Below are 19,534 nucleotides of genomic sequence, written 5' to 3'. Positions count from 1 at the left end.
TGAGGTAATAAAAACAAAAGTAAGTCAAGTCTGAAATAGTTTGCGAAAGCGGTATTGTAGTATTTGTGATGGAATTGTACTAAACTAATATTTTATATTAAATGATACCCGTGAGCTAAGACAAGAATAGTAGGATGACTAAGTAGGGACGAATTGCATTCGTCCGTTTCGATGTCCGTTCTGTTTTTGATTTATATTTGTTTAATAGCTGGTGATGGATGTAAAAGGACGAATGCGATTCGTCCCTACTTTTACCCTTGTTAATGTTAGCTCACCAACAAAGGTGTGAAGACTTATAATTAGATATTTTACGTTTTATTTTTTTTGAAAATATTTTTATTTTCAATTCTTTTATTTACATCTTCTCTATTCCAATCAGGAGGAACTGGTTTAAATGTTTCATCATTATCTAATTTAATTCTTTCAAAATATTTTAATTGAAATTGTCTCAATTTTTCAATATTCAATTCCTCTACCAATACCGTGTCATTTTTACCTCCTTTTAATTTCATCAAATCTTTCCTTGCAGAGTCGGTTGGCTGTGTAAGTCTGGAATCTCCGTATTGACTTGTATTAACTTGAGCAATGTAACAATGTAAATCTCTGGAAAGAGCTTCAACAATATTTGAAAAATAAGGTGTATCCTTATTCCATTCAGAAGCAATTAATAAATCAATTTTAGAACGAAAAATACTTCGATGGCACATGTCAGCTAATTCAAAGCAATAAAATGAAGTAAAATATAGATTACGCCAATTTATTAAATCGTATCTATATGGAGTTGGTTTAGGAACATTATAACCAAAACCTCTAATAATTGTTTCTTCTACATGGGCATAATGATTTTTTAACCTATAAAGCACAATTGCATCATTTACTCCATTAACTTTTACAGGAATAATTGTCACAATAAAATTATAACAAACATTCTTAACATTCCAATGTTCTAATCCTGCTACAATAGCAATTTGATTCTTCTCACTATATTTAGCAAGACTTGGAACAAATTCATAAGGTACAGAAAATTCTGGAAAAATGATGATGTCTGCTTCATCCTTTCTAGATTCTTTAAGAAGTTTGCTAAATGTAGAATAACGTTTATTACTTAAATTTGGCTTTCCTTTTATACTTGCTTCGATATCTGGTAAGCTTACTTTAATATTAGCAATAGATATTGAAGGGTTTTTTTTAAAAGCATTGTCTTCACCTATATGTATTTCATTAATTAGGACTTCCTTCTCGTCAGTTGAAGATTTAATAGGATTATAATTATGTTTACAAAAATCATCTATATGCCTTTGATTAGGAAAATGAATTGTATTAATGCTTTTATATAATTCAAATGATTGTTTTAGAATATCATTTTTGTCATTGTCATTGAAAATAGATGTGTAATGATATCTTGCATCTTTATCTTTTATAAAATGTTCTCCTTTTCCTAATAAGGTATTTGTTGTTTCAGAAATACAGCATTCCCAAAATTTGACTTGTCTAGGAGATATATTTTTTACTTGGTTAGATATTTGCAACCCTTTAGTGTTGGGTTTTGGTAAGTGATAATCTACTAAACTTAATCTTGAATCATTTTTAATAAAAGCTTCTGTGTAATTTATTAAAGGATGCGTTACATAATGATGCCTTATTAAATTTGAAGTTCTAAACTTAATAATCTCTTTGGAGTCAATGCTAGTTAAGTTTAAATCACTTATAAGACTAAATATTAGAAATTCATCTACCATTAATTGATTTTGAATATTATCTAGTTTTTTATAAGCTTTTGAATCTTTTTTAATAAAGTTAGGGTTTAAAGCTAACGATAATTCAAAAGCTATATTAAAATACTCTATTAGGGATAAAATGATATCCCATTTTTCAATTTTTGAATTTTGTATGCAATCTCCCTTTTCATTATTTCCAATTATCTTATTGATTTGAATTAATGAATGTTCATAAAACTCAATAAAACCTTCTTGTGAATTATTGACAATAAAAAAAGTAAAAACTTTTTCCCAAAGTCTAAAATGTTCTAAATTATTCAGCCCTTTAAATAATTTAAGAAGCTTCTCTGTTTCATTATTGTCAACTTTTTTTGACATTCTCAGGGCGGCAAAAATTCTATTTGCTAAAAATACGCTTAATCCATACCTATTTTCTTTATAATCTTTTAATGTCCTTATTTTACCATCAGTTCCATCAAAAACTAAATGATAAGCTTGTTCATCAAAAGATTCATCTCCTAAACCGCCTTCTTCAGGAAAATCTCTAAACTCACTTGATCTTTCTTCTAGTTCTTGTTTTAATTTATCAATAACAGCAATTGACTCATTATTGTCAAAGTAGTATAATAAAGTTTTTTCACCTTGAAAAAAAACTCCTTCAATTGAGGTTAATTTAAAAATACGTTTTTCATTGTCATCGGTAATAGTATTTTTATTAGAATCTAAATTAGTTTTAAGTACTTCTGGATAATCTACTAATTTTACTAAAGGATACAATGTTTCTAAAATAAATCTTTCTGTAATTGGAACTATATTTTCATCGTAGAATTCTTCTTGGTTTTTAGCATAACTTATATTTTGTTCTTTTTTTTCTTTTTGTAAATATGTGCTAAAATTAAAACGTACTTCTTCACTTTTTTCTGTTTTATGAAAATCAAAATCAGGGTTTTCAATTACCATAATAATATCATCAACATAACGACTGTAATATACGTGAGGTATTAGTTTCCTAATTCTAATATCGAAATCATTTAGATAGTAATTCGCAAGAATGTAAGAGGATGCTATACCTATTGGAAGTACTACTCTATCGTCTTCGATATCACTAATTGATTGATTTGGATATTCTTTTTCTTTAAGTTTTTCAGTAAAACGAACATGAAATTCTTTGAAAATACTATGAATAATTGAGTTATCAAGATTATCCTCTTTTTCAAAAATCACTTTTTCTATTTCATTAAAATCTACACGCACAGAATAAAAATAGTCTTTTATATCAAGATTAATAAACGCTATCTTATTCCCATTTTGTAATTTTCTTTGGGCTTCTTGAACAGAATCATCTCGCCACTTTTGGTACTGGCTAAAATAAGGCTTGAATAGTCCACTTCCTTCGATAACTCCCTTTTTTGTTTTATTTAAGATTAGCCGATTACCAACGCATCCTTTATCAAGCTTTGAATCTAATTTATAACCATATTTTGTTATCCAGAGTATTACAACAAGGTGTAATGCAATAGGGATATCAGCAAATACAGTTATTTTTTCAAGAACATATTTGTCTTCAACTCTTTTATTACTTAAAAAATTATCAGGAGTATTATTTTTTTTAAACTTCTTTGGTAAATAAGTTAATCCTATTTCTTCAAGAAATTTATTGAATCCTTTCTTTTTTTCATGATTATTTATTAATTCAAGAATATCTTGGAGTTTATCATCAATTGTTTTTACCCTAATAGAGTTAGTATTTTGGACATACTCAACATTAGTTTCAAATTCAGCAAGTTTTCTTCTTTGAAAAAGCTCAGTAGTATCATGATAAATGTGAGTTTTGAATTTGATATAAGCTTCTTTTAGCTCTTTTATTTTTATTTTAGTCATAATAGATGTTCGTTTTAAAACTTTAAAATTTGGAATTTGATGCTTAAAAAAAAATCTTTTTTCAAGCATTTTAAATATGCATATTAACTAAGCAAAACATAATTGCATCTAAAAAAACACCCCCTTAAAAAGGAGGTGCCTATAAACTCATTCAGCAAAATCCCTACATCTTCCCATTCTCAACAACCTTCACAATCGGAACAACTTTCTTGTCAATCTTTGCCCCAACACCCGTAGTATGAACTGCAATATAAGGGGCAATGACTAAGGATACGATAGACATTAGCTTAATCAGAATGTTCATTGATGGGCCAGAGGTGTCTTTGAAAGGGTCACCAACGGTGTCTCCTGTTACGGATGCTTTGTGTGGCTCTGATTTTTTGTAGTACATTACGCCATCAATCAAGACGCCTTTTTCAAACGATTTTTTGGCATTATCCCAAGCACCCCCTGCGTTCGACTGGAAGATTCCCATCAATACGCCCGATACTGTTACGCCTGCTAATAAACCGCCTAATACTTCTGGCCCCATAGTGAAGCCAATCAATACAGGTGTAATCAAGGCAATCGCCCCTGGCAAAATCATTTGCTTAATAGATGCTTCGGTAGAGATAGCTACGCATTTTTCATACTCTGGTTCAGCTTTGTACTCCATAATCCCCGGAATTTCACGGAACTGGCGACGTACCTCATTAACCATCTCCATAGCGGCTTTACCCACTGCCGAGATACACAAGGCACTAAAAATAAATGGAATCATGCCACCTACAAACAAACCTGCTAATACGTCGGCTTTGTAAATATCAATAGCCTTGATGCCTGCGATTCCTACAAAGGCGGCAAACAATGCCAACGACGTAAGCGCTGCCGAAGCAATGGCAAAGCCTTTACCCGTTGCTGCTGTGGTGTTCCCTACTGCATCCAAATTATCGGTGCGTTCACGTACTTCTGGAGGTAATTGCGACATTTCGGCAATACCGCCTGCATTATCAGCGATTGGTCCAAAGGCATCAATGGCTAATTGCATGGCTGTTGTCGCCATCATCCCTGCCGCTGCTATTGATACGCCGTATAATCCTGCAAATTTGTAAGAGAGAATAATACCCGCTGCCAATACGATAATAGGCAATACCGTTGATTCCATCCCTACTGCCAAACCGCCAATAATGTTGGTCGCATGACCAGTCCCCGATTTTTCGATGATGGATAATACTGGACGTTTACCCATGGCTGTATAATATTCTGTAATCATCGACATCAATGCGCCTACGACTAAACCAACGACAATGGCATAAAAAACGCCGTTTGACGTAAATTCAAAACCACGCAAATTAAGGGTTTCGGGCAGGATGTTTTTTACTAAGAAATACGAAGTAATGAACGTAATTAATATAGATACCCAGTTGCCTAAGTTAAGGGCGTTCTGTACTGATGATGTTTCGTTTTTAATTTTTACAAAGAAGGTAGACACTAAGGATGCTAACAAACCTACGCCTGCAATCAGCATTGGTAATAGTACAGGAGAGAAGCCTTCGTAATTGTCGATTACCTCAATTTCTTGTCCGAGTACCATCGTCGCTAAAATAGTGGCTACATACGACCCAAATAAATCGGCACCCATACCTGCTACGTCGCCTACGTTATCGCCTACGTTGTCGGCAATGGTGGCGGGGTTACGCACGTCGTCTTCTGGAATACCTGCTTCTACTTTTCCTACTAAATCCGCCCCTACGTCGGCTGCTTTGGTATAGATACCGCCACCTACACGGGCAAAAAGGGCAATAGATTCTGCTCCTAATGAAAACCCTGCTAATACTTCAATAGCGGTTTTCATTTCGTCAGAGGTGAGTGCCTGACCTTGTGCAAAAATATTATAAAAGGCTATAAACAAGCCCCCAAGACCTAAAATGGCTAATCCTGCTACGCCCATGCCCATTACTGAACCTCCTGTGAAGGATACGTCGAGGGCTTTTGATAGCGACGTGCGGGCGGCTTCTGCCGTGCGAACGTTGGCTTTGGTAGCAATTTTCATCCCGATATATCCTGCCGTTGCCGATAGCAAAGCACCGATTAAAAACGCGACGGCTATCAAGGGTGACGAATGGATGGGATGTTCGGCTGTGCCTTTATCAGACCCTAACCAAAATAATAATACTGCTGTTGGAATGGCAAAATAAGCTAACACTTTCCACTCAGCTTTTAAGAAGGCAATAGCCCCGTCTGCTATATAACCAGATAATTTTTGCATTTCGGCATTGCCAGCGGGCTGATTAGAAACCCAACTAAAACGCCAAGCAGTGTAGATTAATCCTACGATTCCAAAGGCTGGTACTAAGTAAATAATGTCATTCATAATGGTAATGGAAGGTTTTTAGTTTAAGATTTACGATTAAAATTCATAGCTACTATTACAAATATACATTTTTAAGTTTCTTATAAAAAAACTATTTCAAGAAAAAATTGGACTTAAAATGTCTATCTGACAATAAAATAATGTTTAATTCTAATTAATTTTGTTTTTGAGAAGTGTTTTGGATGCTTTTTTACGACCAATAATTGATAATGGGCTAAAAACGCTATTTTTTGAACTTAATTCGTTAATACTTTATCTATAATTCTTCTCAAATTTGTATCATTGAAAGTATCATCAGAATTTTAATTATTAAATATAATATGCAACCAACAACATTATTCGACAAAGTATGGGATGCCCACGTTGTTCGTAAAATCGAAGACGGCCCAGATGTTTTCTTCATCGACCGTCATTTTATCCATGAAGTTACTAGTCCAGTTGCTTTTTTAGGCTTAGAAACAAGAGGTATCGGTGTGATGTTTTCAAACCGCACTTTTGCTACTGCTGACCATAATACTCCTACGATTAACCAACACCTTCCCGTAGCTGACCCTCTTTCTGCTAACCAGTTGAAAGCGTTGGAAACCAACTCGGCGAAATATGGTATTTCTCACTGGGGCTTGAATAATCCTAAAAATGGTATTGTACACGTGGTTGGACCAGAAAATGGTATTACGCTTCCGGGGATGACTATCGTTTGTGGTGACTCGCATACTTCTACGCATGGTGCTTTTGGTGCAATTGCTTTTGGTATTGGTACTTCTGAAGTTGAAATGGTGCTTTCGTCGCAGTGTATTATGCAACCGAAGCCTAAGAAAATGCGTGTAAACGTAAATGGTAAATTGGGTAAGGGTGTTACGCCGAAAGACGTTACTCTATACATCATTGCTAAGTTGACTACTGCTGGCGCTACTGGTTACTTTGTAGAATATGCTGGTGATGTATTTGAAAATATGTCGATGGAAGGTCGTATGACGGTTTGTAACATGAGTATCGAAATGGGTGCTCGTGGTGGTATGATTGCTCCAGACCAAACTACTTTCAATTACCTTGAAGGTCGCGAACAAACACCAAAAGGTGAGGCTTGGGATAAAGCGTTAGCTTACTGGAAAACATTGAAAACGGATGCTGATGCTGTATTTGATAAAGAATACACTTTTGATGCTACCGACATCGAACCGATGATTACTTATGGTACTAACCCAGGTATGGGTATGGGTATCTCTAAAAATATTCCAACGGCTGAATCTGTTGAGGGCGGAAAGGCTACTTATGATAAATCATTGAACTACATGGGTTTTGGCGAGCAAGAAAGTATGCTGGGCAAACAAGTGGATTATGTATTTATCGGAAGTTGCACAAACGGCCGTATCGAAGATTTCCGTGCTTTTGCTTCTATCGTAAAAGGACGCAAGAAGGCTGATAATATCACTGCTTGGATTGTTCCGGGTTCACACATTGTGGAGGCTCAAATCAGAGAAGAGGGTATTTATGATATCTTGACTGAGGCTGGTTTCCAATTGCGTCAGCCGGGTTGCTCTGCTTGTTTAGCGATGAACGACGACAAGATTCCTGCTGGAAAATATGCGGTAAGTACTTCAAACAGAAACTTTGAAGGTCGCCAAGGACCAGGTTCTCGTACGCTATTGGCTAGTCCATTGGTGGCTGCTGCTGCTGCGGTTACTGGGGTGGTTACTGATCCTCGTACTTTGCTGTAGGCTGTAAGCTACAGGCTATAAGCGTTAAGCAATTGTGTAACGTTAAAAGTTACAAATACTATTACCTACATACACTCAAATAATGGTGTATTGTTAAAAGTTCAAATATAATTGCCTAGAGCTTACAGCTTATGGCCTACAGCCTATTACAATGAGAGATTTTAGAAAATATGATGTTTGGCAATTGTCTCATAATTTGGTTTTGGAAATATATCTTTTAACGAAAGATTTTCCCAATACAGAATTATATGGAATAACAAATCAATTAAGAAGGGCATCTGTTTCGGTACCGACTAACATTAGTGAAGGTTGTGGAAGAAGTAGCGACGCTGATTTTAATAGATTTCTTCAGATTGCTTTAGGTTCTGCACACGAGATTGAATATTTAATACAATTATCGACTGATTTACATTTTTTGTCAGCAGACAAGCATATTGAGCTAGCTGTCAAAATAAATTTAATTAAAAAAAAGCTCTATCATTTGAGCCAAAAATTAATTACAAAATAGCTTTAAGCATAAGCCGAACTTAAAAAGCCTATCGCTTACCGCCTAAAGCTTACAGCAAAAAAAGTAGAAAAATAGCTTTATCAACTAAGCAGGGCATTTTTAAAAAGCCTATTGCTTACAGCTTAAAGCCTAAAGCATAATCAAATGGCATACGATAAATTCACTATATTAAAATCAACAGCCGTTCCAATGCCAATTGAGAACGTTGATACTGACCAAATCATCCCTGCTCGTTTCTTAAAAGCTACGAAACGTGAAGGATTTGGCGATAACTTATTCCGTGACTGGCGTTATAATACTGACGGCTCACCAAAACAAGATTTCGTATTAAACAATCCTACTTATACAGGTAAAATCCTAGTAGGAGGACATAACTTCGGAAGTGGGTCAAGCCGTGAACACGCCGCTTGGGCTATTTATGATTATGGTTTCCGTTGTGTAGTATCAAGCTTCTTTGCTGATATCTTTAAAGGAAATGCTATCAACGTAGGTATTCTGCCAGTACAAGTAAGCCCTGAATTTTTAGATAAAATCTTCTTGGCCATCGAAGCAGATTCAGCTGCTGAATTGGAGGTAGACCTTCCAGCACAAACCATCACCATCGTTGCTACAGGCGAACAAGAAAGCTTTGCTATCAACGGGTATAAGAAAAATAACCTTATCAATGGCTTTGACGATATAGATTATCTTCAAGCAATGAAAGCAGAAATAGGTGGTTTTGCTAGTAAAAGTATTTATTAAGAGCTTTTTGCTTTAGGCTATAAGCTTTAAGCTATAGGCTTTACGCTATTGTAATTCTAAATAATAGCCTTATGCCTACTGCTTATAGCTTATGGCTTACAGCCTCCTGCTTACAGCAAAGAGAATATGCGACATATAGAAATAATGGATACGACACTTCGCGATGGAGAACAAACCAGCGGAGTGTCTTTTTCGGCTACTGAGAAATTAGCAATCGCTCAATTATTATTAAAAGAAGTAAAAGTCGATCGCTTAGAAGTAGCTTCTGCAAGAGTATCCGACGGTGAATTTCAGGCGGTTAAAAAAATTACGAGCTGGGCAAGTGAAAACGGATTGATTGATAAAATCGAGGTACTGACTTTCGTTGATGGCGAGACGTCGGTAAACTGGATGATTGAAGCAGGAGCGAAGGTGATGAATCTACTCACGAAAGGGTCGATGAATCATTTAGTGCATCAGCTTAAAAAAACGCCTGAGCAACATTTTGCTGAGATTGCGGAGGTATTTATGCTGGCTCGTTCTAAAGACATTAAATGTAATGTTTATTTAGAAGACTGGAGTAATGGCATGCGCAACTCGCCAGAGTATGTATATCAGTTTCTGGATTTCCTAAGTACCCAGCCCATCGAAAGAGTATTGTTGCCCGATACGCTAGGAGTGCTTACGCCACGTGAATGTTATGATTTCCTGTCGGCGATTGTAACGCGTTATCCAGCTCAACACTTTGATTTTCACGCACATAACGACTATGATTTAAGCATTGCCAACGTCATGGAAGCAGTGCGAGCAGGTGTACATGGGCTTCATCTAACGGTGAATGGTATGGGTGAAAGAGCAGGAAATGCTCCGCTAGCAAGTACCATCGCCGTGCTGAAAGACTTTATGTGTGATGTGGAAACGACGGTAGTGGAAGAGTCGCTTTATTCGGTTAGTAAACTGGTAGAAACTTTTTCTGGCTTTAGAATCCCTGTGAATAAGCCTGTAGTAGGTGAGAACGTTTTTACACAAACGGCTGGTATTCATGCGGATGGTGATAATAAAAATAACCTGTATTTCAACGATTTGATGCCCGAACGTTTTGGCAGAGAGCGTAAATATGCGTTGGGAAAAACGTCTGGAAAAGCAAATATTGAGAAGAACCTTCAAAAGTTAGGTATCAAATTATCGCAAGCTGATTTAAAAAGAGTAACGCAGCGAATCATTGAACTTGGCGACCGCAAGGAGGTAGTTACGCAGGAAGATTTGCCTTATATTATCTCGGATGTGATTGATAGCAATACCATCGAAGAGAAAGTGGAGGTAGTAAATTATGTGTTGACGCATTCTAAAAATCTTCGCCCTTCGGCTACCATCAGGGTAAAAATTGAAGGACATATTTTTGAAGAAAATGCACAGGGTGACGGTCAGTACGATGCCTTTATGAATGCCTTGAAGAAGGTGTATTTAAAGAAAGAGGTAAACCTCCCGATGCTGACAGACTATGCCGTAAGGATTCCTCCAGGGGGAAATACCGATGCACTTTGTGAAACCATTATTACATGGGAACATAAAGGCAAAGAGTTTAAAACCAGAGGATTAGATTCTGACCAAACGGTATCAGCCATCAAAGCGACACATAAAATGCTTAATCTTATTTAGTTTTGAATGAGTGAGTTTTGAATGAGTTGTGAGTTAGTGAATTGTGATTGAGTGATTAAATGTTTACTCTTCAAATCATCCCTAGCGAGGGACTTAAGTCCCTCGCTAGGGATGGAATAAGAAGAAAGAGGTATTTATTGTATCTTACAAATCAAAAAATCCTAAAGTCCAGCGTCTAAAAATCTAATGTCCTAAAATCTTTTTAGTCATAAAGTCCAGCATCCCAAAGTCTTAAATCTAAAAATTTTATAACTTAAAAAAACCTTGAGACCTCAAGTCCAAAGTCCTCAAGTCCAAAAAAATGAAATTAAATATTGCAGTATTAGCCGGAGACGGTATCGGTCCAGAAGTAATAGAACAAGCATTAAAAGTAGTTAATGCAATCGGTAAAAAGTATAACCACGAAATTAATCTTACCCACGCTTTAACAGGAGCAGTAGCGATTGATGCCACGGGTAATCCTTATCCAGACGAAACACACGAAGTGTGTATGCAGGCAGATGCAGTATTGTTTGGTGCGATAGGTCACCCACGTTTTGATAACGACCCATCAGCCAAAGTTCGTCCAGAGCAAGGCTTGTTGGCAATGCGTAAAAAATTAGGATTATATGCCAACATTCGTCCTACTTTAGTATTCCCTTCATTATTACACAAATCTCCATTAAGAAGAGAATTGATTGAAAATGCAGACTTCGTTTGTATCCGTGAACTAACAGGCGGTATTTATTTCGGCGACAAAGGAAGAAACGAAACACGCGACAAAGCTTGGGACGTATGTGAATATACGAAGCCAGAAGTTGATAGAATTGTACGTTTGGCGTATGAATATGCCATGAAGCGTCGTAAAAAAGTATGTATCGTTGACAAAGCGAACGTATTAGAAACTTCAAGACTTTGGAGAGAAGTAGCACAAGGCATCGAAAAAGAATATCCAGAAGTAGAAACGGAATATTTATTCGTTGATGCGGCAGCAATGCGTATTATCCAATGGCCAGAAGGATTTGACGTAATGGTTACAGAAAATATGTTCGGTGATATTTTAACAGACGAAGCTTCGGTAATTTCTGGTTCAATGGGCTTGATGCCTTCGGCTTCTATCGGTACACATACATCAGTATTCGAGCCAATCCACGGAAGTTACCCACAGGCGGCAGGCAAAAACATTGCTAACCCACTAGGAACAGTACTTTCGGCAGCGATGATGTTTGAATATGCGTTCAAATTGATGGACGAGGCAAACGAAATCAAAGACATCGTGAATAAATCATTGGCAGAAGGCGTAGTAACCGTTGATATTGCTGATGGCGGAAAAGCATTCTCTACTTCAGAAGTAGGAGATTGGTTGGCTGCTCAGATTGGGTAATCTTTTATGTTATTATAATTTCTTCATTCCTGTTTAGGGCGAGATTTATCTATCGCCCTAAACAGGAATGATTTTTTTGTGCCCTTTGGAATCTAAATCTAGTGCAGTGTAATCAAAATACCTCAATCCTGAAAGGATGATATGATTATAGAAAATATAATTATCAATACGCACCTGACTCACAAAAGGGTGATACACTAGTAGGAAGAATCTGTCACTCCTTCGGAGTTTATATACCTGGCTTTATCTGATATTTCTATAATCATACCATCCCTTCGGGATTTAACGCTTATTCCCCCTCATTGTAATATCCTTTGACCATGCCGTATAATCAAAGTATCTAAATCCCAAAGGGATGGTATGATTATAGGGAAAAATAATTGTCAATACCCACTTAACCCCGAAGGGGTAATATAGCTGTAAGAGACTCTGCGGAACATCTCGAAGAGCAATGCTAAAAAATATAAATTAAATAATATGAAGTATCATTTTAATAATTAAACCTTTTGCAACGTTCTTATTCTAAGAGGTATCTTATTTTAAACTCGAAGATATTATGAATAAGGAAAAATCCATCCAGCACCTTATATGGCGAGCAGGCTTTGGCGAAAAGCCTGAAGTGATTACTCAGCTTAGCCATAAGTCTATCAAGAAGAATGTTAAACAGTTATTGAAAGACGCTGAAAGCTTTGAACCCATTTATACAGTTGATAAAATGGATATTTATTCAGAGCTACAAATGATAAAAAAAGATACTACCCTTACCACACAAGAACGTATCAAGCAGTTGAACAAGATGGTAAAGGAGGAGGAAGGACTACTCAATACTACTTGGATAGACAAAATGGCAAATTCAAAGGGCGTCTTGCGAGAAAAAATGGCGTTGTTTTGGCACGGACATTTTGCTTGTAGAACCCCAAATCCGCTATTTGCCCAAAGCTACTTAAATACCATCCGCCAACATTCATTAGGCAAATTTAGCGACTTGCTGATGGCGGTCTCCAAAGAGGCGGCTATGCTCCAGTTTTTGAATAATCAGCAGAATAAGAAACGCAGCCCGAACGAAAATTTTGCTCGTGAAGTAATGGAATTGTTTACGCTAGGCAGAGGTAATTATACGGAACACGATGTGAAAGAAGCTGCCAGAGCGTTTACGGGCTGGGAATTTGATAGAAAAATAACGGGGTTTTATTTCAACACTAAACAACATGATGATGATACGAAGGTGGTCTTTGGAAAAACGGGCAACTTTACGGGGGAAGATATCATCAAAATGATTTTGGAACGAAAAGAAACCGCCAATTTTGTTGTTACAAAAATCTACAAAAACTTTGTAAACGAGCAAGTGGATACTAACCGTGTCAGTCAATTAGCGGAGGAGTTCTATAAAAACGAGTATAATATTGCCGATTTGATGGAGACTATTTTCAATAGTTCATGGTTCTACGAAGAGCGTAATGTTGGCACACACATTAAATCTCCTGTCGAGCTTATCGTGGGTTTACAGCGAACAACGGGCTCTAACTTGGTTGAGAAACAATCTTTACTTTTTGTGCAACGTGTATTGGGGCAAGTATTATTATATCCGCCTAATGTGGCAGGCTGGGCTGGGGGCAAAAGTTGGATAGATAGCTCGAGTTTGTTATTTAGGATGCAGTTGCCCTATTTGATGTTTAATAATACGGTGATAAAAACTGTTGCGAAGTCGGATGGAGATGTAAATACAGATTTCCAAACCCGTAAGGGAAATAAGAATACCCTTGAAACCGATATGAACTGGGAAGTATTTTCAACATATTTTACCCAACAAAATCGTGAAACGTTGTTAGATACCCTCGAGGCATACATTTTGCAAGTGCCTATTAATGAGGATGTGAAAAAAGGATTAATCGCTAAAATGGGGAAAGAGAGTCAGGCAGAGACTATCAAGAAAATGATGATAGCCTTAATGACTCTCCCCGAATATCAGTTGTGTTAAAGTGGCAATCAATCAAGAGCCAAACAACGATATTGTCTATAAGGCTTAGTAGGAAAGCCATAAAGATTTACTAAACTCATCACTCACAATTCATCACTTACAATATTATGGTCAACCGCAGAGAATTTATCACACGTTCGGCATTGGCAACAGTAGGAGGCTTAATGATTCCGAATTTTCTAAAAGCTTTTGAACAGCAATCTTTAGGGAGTGCAAAGGGTGCTCCTGATAAAATATTAGTCATTATTCAGTTGTCTGGAGGGAACGATGGACTTAATACGGTTGTGCCTTACCAAAATGATATTTACTATCGCGAACGTCCGACGATTGCGATTGAGCGAAATAAGGTACTGAACCTCAATGATGAAATAGGGCTGAATCCTGCCTTGGAAAAGCTAAGACCTTGGTATGACGAAGGCTTTATGCGAATCATCAATAATGTAGGTTATCCCAATCCCGATAGGTCGCATTTCCGTTCGATGGATATTTGGCAAACGGCTTCTAATCCGAATGAATATTTACAAACGGGTTGGTTGGGGCGTTATTTAGATGCCAATTGTTCGGGCGACTGTGCCTCGTACAACGTTCTTGAAATAGATGATACCCTTAGTTTGTCTATGAAAGGGGAGAAATTAAAAGGCTTGGCCGTATTAGACCCCGAAAAACTATACCGACAAGTGCATGGAGATTTTATCGCTAAAATCGCTAAAACACAACCTGCCGACCATTCAGAGAATGTAAGTTATCTCTATAAAACCTTGGCAGAAACCTCCTCTTCGGCAGAATATCTCCATACCAAATCGAAAATCTATCAAACAAAAGCCAGTTTCCCGAATGGGGAATTGGGACAACGGTTAAAGACTATCTCCGAACTGATACTCTCGGGAATGCCGACCAATATATATTATGTTAGCATTTCAGGGTTTGATACCCACGTCAATCAGCTCAATCAGCAAGAACGTTTGTTAAGAAACTATGCCGAAACGATGGACGTGTTTTTAAATGAACTCAAACAAAACAACAAACTGGATGATGTGGTGATGATGACGTTCTCTGAATTTGGGAGAAGGGTAAAACAAAATGCCAGCGGAGGCACAGACCACGGAACGGCGAATAATGTATTCTTGATGGGTGGAAAATTGAAAGCTGATAAAATACTCAACGAAGCGCCCAATCTAACGAATTTGGATGAAGGTGATTTGAAGTATTCTGTAGATTTTAGAAAGATTTATGCTACGCTGCTCCGTAATTGGTTGGTGGTAAACGATGAAGAAATACTAGGAAAACGCTTTGATGTGCTGGATTTTGTTTAAAAGGAATCGTTGTCTGAGGAAAATGCTTGAATGTTTATAAGTGGTTAATTATTAATAATTTATGAAAAATTAATTAAAATCTAAATCTAAAAGATGGCCTCTAAAAACCTTGATAACACTACAACTGATAATTCATCAACTAAGAAAGTTCATAATTATCCTATTAAAGATGTGGTTTCGATTCCCCTTGAAGAAATTGTCAATACGCTTCAAGGGGATTTAACAAACGGACTGGCGGAGGGGAGTATCAACAAAAGAATAAAGACTTACGGGTTGAATCGCTATGAAGAGCAAAAACAAAAGAGTATTTTTTTACTCTTGCTAGAGCAATTCAAGAGTCCCATTATTTTGTTATTAGTCTTAGCCAGTGGGGCATCACTCTATTTTAAAGATTGGCTCGAAGGCTTTGCTATCATTGGCGTAATATTTATTACGGCAGCTTTGGGTTTCTTCATGGAACTTCAAGCTCGAAAATCAATGAATCAGCTTAAAAGCATGGATGTCAGTCTGTCGAAAGTCTGGCGAGATAATGCTTTAAATGAAGTCCCCTCTGAGAGGCTAGTACCAGGAGATATTTTAGTGCTAGAAGCAGGCGATATGGTATTGGCAGATGCCCGATTAGTAGAAATCAACCAATTTGAAGTAGATGAATCACCCTTAACGGGGGAATCAATGCCCATCACCAAAACCCTAGAACCCCTCGATAAAGATACCAGCCTAGCCGACCAGACGAATATGATATTCAAAGGCACGTCGGTCATTAAAGGGAATGCCAAAGCTATCATTGTAGGAACAGCCTTGCATACCGAATTAGGGAAAATTACGGCACTGGTTGACAATGCCAAGCAAGTAACGACGCCACTCGAAAAAAAACTACAAGGACTTACCACCAAATTGATGTGGCTTACTGCCATATTTGCCGCCATCTTTATCATCACAGGCTTTTTACAAGGCAAAGAACTTTACCTGATTATTGAAACAGCCATTGCCTTAGCCGTAGCTGCCATTCCCGAAGGACTGCCCGTGGTGTCTACCATTGCCCTTACGTATGGTATGTTACGTATGGCAGAAAAAAAGGTATTGATTAAAAAATTAGCTTCTGTAGAAACCCTCGGGGGAATAAATACCATTTTTACTGATAAAACAGGGACACTGACAGAAAACAAAATTCAGGTAAATAATATCTCGTTTTTTGATAATACCTTCAAGGTAGAAAATAATACCGTTGACGAAGCAGACGCCAAAGCCAATCAAGCAAGTTTAGAGAAACTCTTGTTGGTTTCGCTCCTCTGTAATAATGCCGTAGTTGAGAAAAAGGAGAAGAAAAAAGACAAGCAACTCGGCGACCCAATCGAAATATCGCTATTAAATTTTGTTGGACTAAACAACGTAAATATCCCGCAAATACAACAAGAATATCCACGAATTGCCGAAGAAGCCTTTAGTTCGGAAACAAAGCTGATGGGGACATTGCATAAAAAAGGAGATACCAATTTCGTAGCAGTAAAGGGAGCGATAGAGGCCATTTTACAACAATGTAAATCCTTTTATAAACAAGGTGAAATAGTACCTTTGACGGAAGAACAGAAGAATCAATTCCTACAAAAAGCAGAAGAAATTCAGGCACAAGGTACCCGTGTCTTGGGCTTTGCGTTTAATGAAGCCAACAATATTCCGAATGATAACATGGTGAAAGAGTTGATCTTGGTAGGCTTTATCGGATTTTTAGACCCACCACGTTTAGACATCTCAGGAGCTTTGCAATCGTGCAGAAATGCAGGCATCAAGGTAATCATGATAACAGGCGACCACCCCGCCACAGCCTTGAATATTGCTCAGACAATACAACTATCGGATACGGAGAACGTAGTTATTACGGGGAAAGACTTAGAGGGTAAGCCTGATAAAAAGCAGTTGTTTGCTGCCACGATATTTGCAAGGGTAACACCTCAGCAAAAACTAGATATGGTAACGCTTTATCAAAAAAGAGGCGATATTGTGGCAATGACGGGCGATGGCATCAACGATGCACCTGCCTTGAAGAAAGCAGAAATCGGCATTGCGATGGGTAGGAGAGGCACGCAAGTAGCGATTGAAACAGCGGAGATGGTCTTGAAAAATGATTCTTTTAAATCGATTGTAGTTGCCATAGAACAAGGCAGGGTGATTTTCCAGAATATTAAACGCTTTTTGGTGTATTTACTTTCGTGTAATTTAAGCGAAATCGTTATTGTGTTTTTGTATGGCTTGCTTAACTTTCCGTTTTCAGTGTTGCCCCTACAAATCCTATTTCTTAATCTGGTGACCGATATTTTCCCTGCCTTGGCATTGGGCATGGGCAAAGGTAATAAGTTGATAATGAGCAACCCTCCGCGTAATCCGAAGGAACCTATTGCCGTTAAACAAGACTGGATAAATATCGTTGTATATGCTAGTTTGCTGGCGCTTCCTATCATCGCCGTTACGTGGTACTGTAGTGTTTACTTGCAGATGGATGCCAAAATTTGTAATAACATTACCTTCTTTAGCCTTGCCTTTTCGCAGTTGTGGCATGTGTTCAATTTGTCGTCTCGCAAGATATCTTTTTTCAAAAATGAGATTACCGAGAACAAGTTTGTGTGGGCTGCCTTGGGGGTATGTATCGTCATTATGCTTACGTTTTACTGGATAAGTCCCCTCAATAAAATCATTGGACTTCAAAAGCTGGATTTTACTATCTGGTCAATTATCCTCATTACTAGCTGGATGCCAGTAGTACTTGTTCAATTGTTGAAACGGGTTTTTAAAGTGATTAGTTAAATTTGTGGGCGTATGCCATACGCCCACAAATTTACGATTAATGGGAGGGAATAGGACAAATGCAATTCGTCCCTACCTAGGTTGCCGAATCTCCAAACGATTAAGAGCGTCATGCTCATACTTAGGTAATATAGAAATAAATGAATTTCCCCCTATGGCACAGTATTTTAGCTATTCTTGAAGAACATAAAACTAAATCAAAAGATGATGATGTTATTCAAGCTACCGCCTTTGTGCCATACCTTCTTCAAAAGAACTTGTTTATTATTGATAGGGCTATTGCTGTTTATTAATTTATCAGCTTTGACTCAGACGCCTCAGCCTGCTACTTTACCTGCACCTTATGCAACCAAATCGACTATGAATTTTAGTAAGGTGCTGGGTTGGAAAAACGGACAAACGCCTAAAGCTCCCGAAGGCTTTATTGTTAGTCGCTTTGCAGATAAATTAGATAACCCTCGGTGGATGTATGTAACCCCGAACGGGGATATATTAGTAGCTGAAAGCAATACCAATCATACCTTAGTAGATAAAATAGGAGGGAAAGTAATAGGGGCAAGTAAGTCAAACAATCAAAGTAAAAGTGCCGATAGAATTACTTTATTGCGCGATACTAATCAAGATGGCATTCCCGATTTACGCACTATTTTTCTAGCGAACCTCAACCAACCTTTTGGAATGTTGATAATAGGAAACTGGCTGTATGTAGCCAATACAGATGCCGTAGTACGTTTCCCTTATCAAAAAGGACAGACACAAATTATGGGGAAAGGGCAGAAAGTAATAGACCTACCTTCTGGCGACCATCCACGCCACTGGACACGCAATTTGATAGCCAATGCAGATAATACAAAAATCTATGTGTCAGTAGGCTCCAATACGAATGTAGCCGAAAAAGGCATTAAAGAGGAATTCAAACGTGCGGGTATTCTTGAGATTAATCCAGATGGCTCGGGAGAACGCATTTATGCAAGTGGTCTGAGAAACCCTATGGGAATGGGTTGGGCAGTGGGTACAAAAACACTTTGGACGGTAGTAAACGAAAGAGATGAACTAGGCGACGATTTAGTGCCTGATTATTTAACTAGCGTGAAAGACGGAGGATTTTATGGATGGCCTTATTCTTATTTTGGTCAGCATGTTGACCCACGGGTAGAAGAAAAAAGACCAGACTTAGTGGCCAAAGCCATTGTGCCTGATGTTCCTTTGGGGGCACATACGGCATCGTTAGGCTTGGCTTTTTATAATCAAAAAGCATTTCCTAAAAAATACCATAATGGTGCATTCATTGCGCAGCATGGTTCGTGGAACCGTTCTGTATTGTCGGGTTATCGGGTGGTATTTGTGCCATTTGCAAACGGAAAGCCAAGTGGAAAGCCACAAGATTTTTTGACGGGATTTATGGCTGATCAAACCAAAAACGTTTATGGAAGGCCGGTAGGCGTAATTGTATTACCTAATGGTTCGCTATTGGTGACGGATGATGCATCTAATACTGTATGGCAAGTAAGCGTTAAAAAATAA

General features: G+C 37.6%; 11 protein-coding genes. 9 read left to right on the top strand and 2 right to left on the bottom strand.

The genetic code is table 11. From position 1 onward, the window contains the following. Positions 1 to 308: 308 nt before the first annotated feature. On the bottom strand, positions 309 to 3,668 hold the full coding sequence (locus AC1RNE_RS02855) for a reverse transcriptase domain-containing protein (RefSeq protein WP_492799535.1): 3,360 nt from the start codon (positions 3,666 to 3,668) through the stop codon (positions 309 to 311). Between the two features lie 94 nt (positions 3,669 to 3,762). Then, positions 3,763 to 5,952 (bottom strand): sodium-translocating pyrophosphatase, encoded by a 2,190-nt coding sequence (locus AC1RNE_RS02850; RefSeq protein ID WP_492799534.1) that lies wholly within the window; start codon positions 5,950 to 5,952, stop codon positions 3,763 to 3,765. A 320-nt stretch (positions 5,953 to 6,272) separates the two neighbouring features. On the opposite strand from AC1RNE_RS02850, the gene leuC reads away from it, so the two are divergent. The 9 genes from leuC to AC1RNE_RS02805 all read left to right on the top strand — a co-directional run bounded on the left by leuC (position 6,273) and on the right by AC1RNE_RS02805 (position 19,534). Next, positions 6,273 to 7,670 (top strand): 3-isopropylmalate dehydratase large subunit, encoded by a 1,398-nt coding sequence (gene leuC / locus AC1RNE_RS02845; RefSeq protein ID WP_492799533.1) that lies wholly within the window; start codon positions 6,273 to 6,275, stop codon positions 7,668 to 7,670. A 151-nt stretch (positions 7,671 to 7,821) separates the two neighbouring features. Then, entirely contained in the window at positions 7,822 to 8,178 is a 357-nt protein-coding gene (locus AC1RNE_RS02840; RefSeq protein WP_492799532.1) for a four helix bundle protein, read from the top strand. Positions 8,179 to 8,322: 144 nt separating this feature from the next. Beyond that, positions 8,323 to 8,919, top strand: coding sequence for a 3-isopropylmalate dehydratase small subunit (gene leuD, locus AC1RNE_RS02835; protein WP_492799531.1), 597 nt, complete (start codon positions 8,323 to 8,325; stop codon positions 8,917 to 8,919). A gap of 144 nt (positions 8,920 to 9,063) precedes the next feature. Next, positions 9,064 to 10,557, top strand: a complete 1,494-nt coding sequence (locus AC1RNE_RS02830) for a hydroxymethylglutaryl-CoA lyase-like TIM-barrel protein (RefSeq protein WP_492799530.1) — start codon at positions 9,064 to 9,066, stop codon at positions 10,555 to 10,557. Between the two features lie 301 nt (positions 10,558 to 10,858). Then, a complete protein-coding gene (gene leuB, locus AC1RNE_RS02825; RefSeq protein ID WP_309922639.1) occupies positions 10,859 to 11,920 on the top strand; it encodes a 3-isopropylmalate dehydrogenase in 1,062 nt (353 codons plus the stop codon). Positions 11,921 to 12,476: 556 nt separating this feature from the next. Continuing rightward, positions 12,477 to 13,898, top strand: coding sequence for a DUF1800 domain-containing protein (locus tag AC1RNE_RS02820; protein WP_492799529.1), 1,422 nt, complete (start codon positions 12,477 to 12,479; stop codon positions 13,896 to 13,898). A gap of 107 nt (positions 13,899 to 14,005) precedes the next feature. Beyond that, complete coding sequence (locus tag AC1RNE_RS02815; protein WP_492799528.1) at positions 14,006 to 15,211, top strand: DUF1501 domain-containing protein; 1,206 nt, start codon at positions 14,006 to 14,008, stop codon at positions 15,209 to 15,211. 93 nt (positions 15,212 to 15,304) lie between these two features. Further along, positions 15,305 to 18,010: a cation-translocating P-type ATPase gene (locus tag AC1RNE_RS02810; RefSeq protein ID WP_492799527.1), complete on the top strand. Its 2,706-nt coding sequence runs from the start codon at positions 15,305 to 15,307 to the stop codon at positions 18,008 to 18,010. A 360-nt stretch (positions 18,011 to 18,370) separates the two neighbouring features. Continuing rightward, positions 18,371 to 19,534 (top strand): PQQ-dependent sugar dehydrogenase, encoded by a 1,164-nt coding sequence (locus AC1RNE_RS02805; protein WP_492803597.1) that lies wholly within the window; start codon positions 18,371 to 18,373, stop codon positions 19,532 to 19,534.

This window comes from Arcicella sp. GW822-FHT02H01, from assembly GCF_058802005.1.
This window is presented reverse-complemented; position numbering and strand designations above follow the sequence as displayed.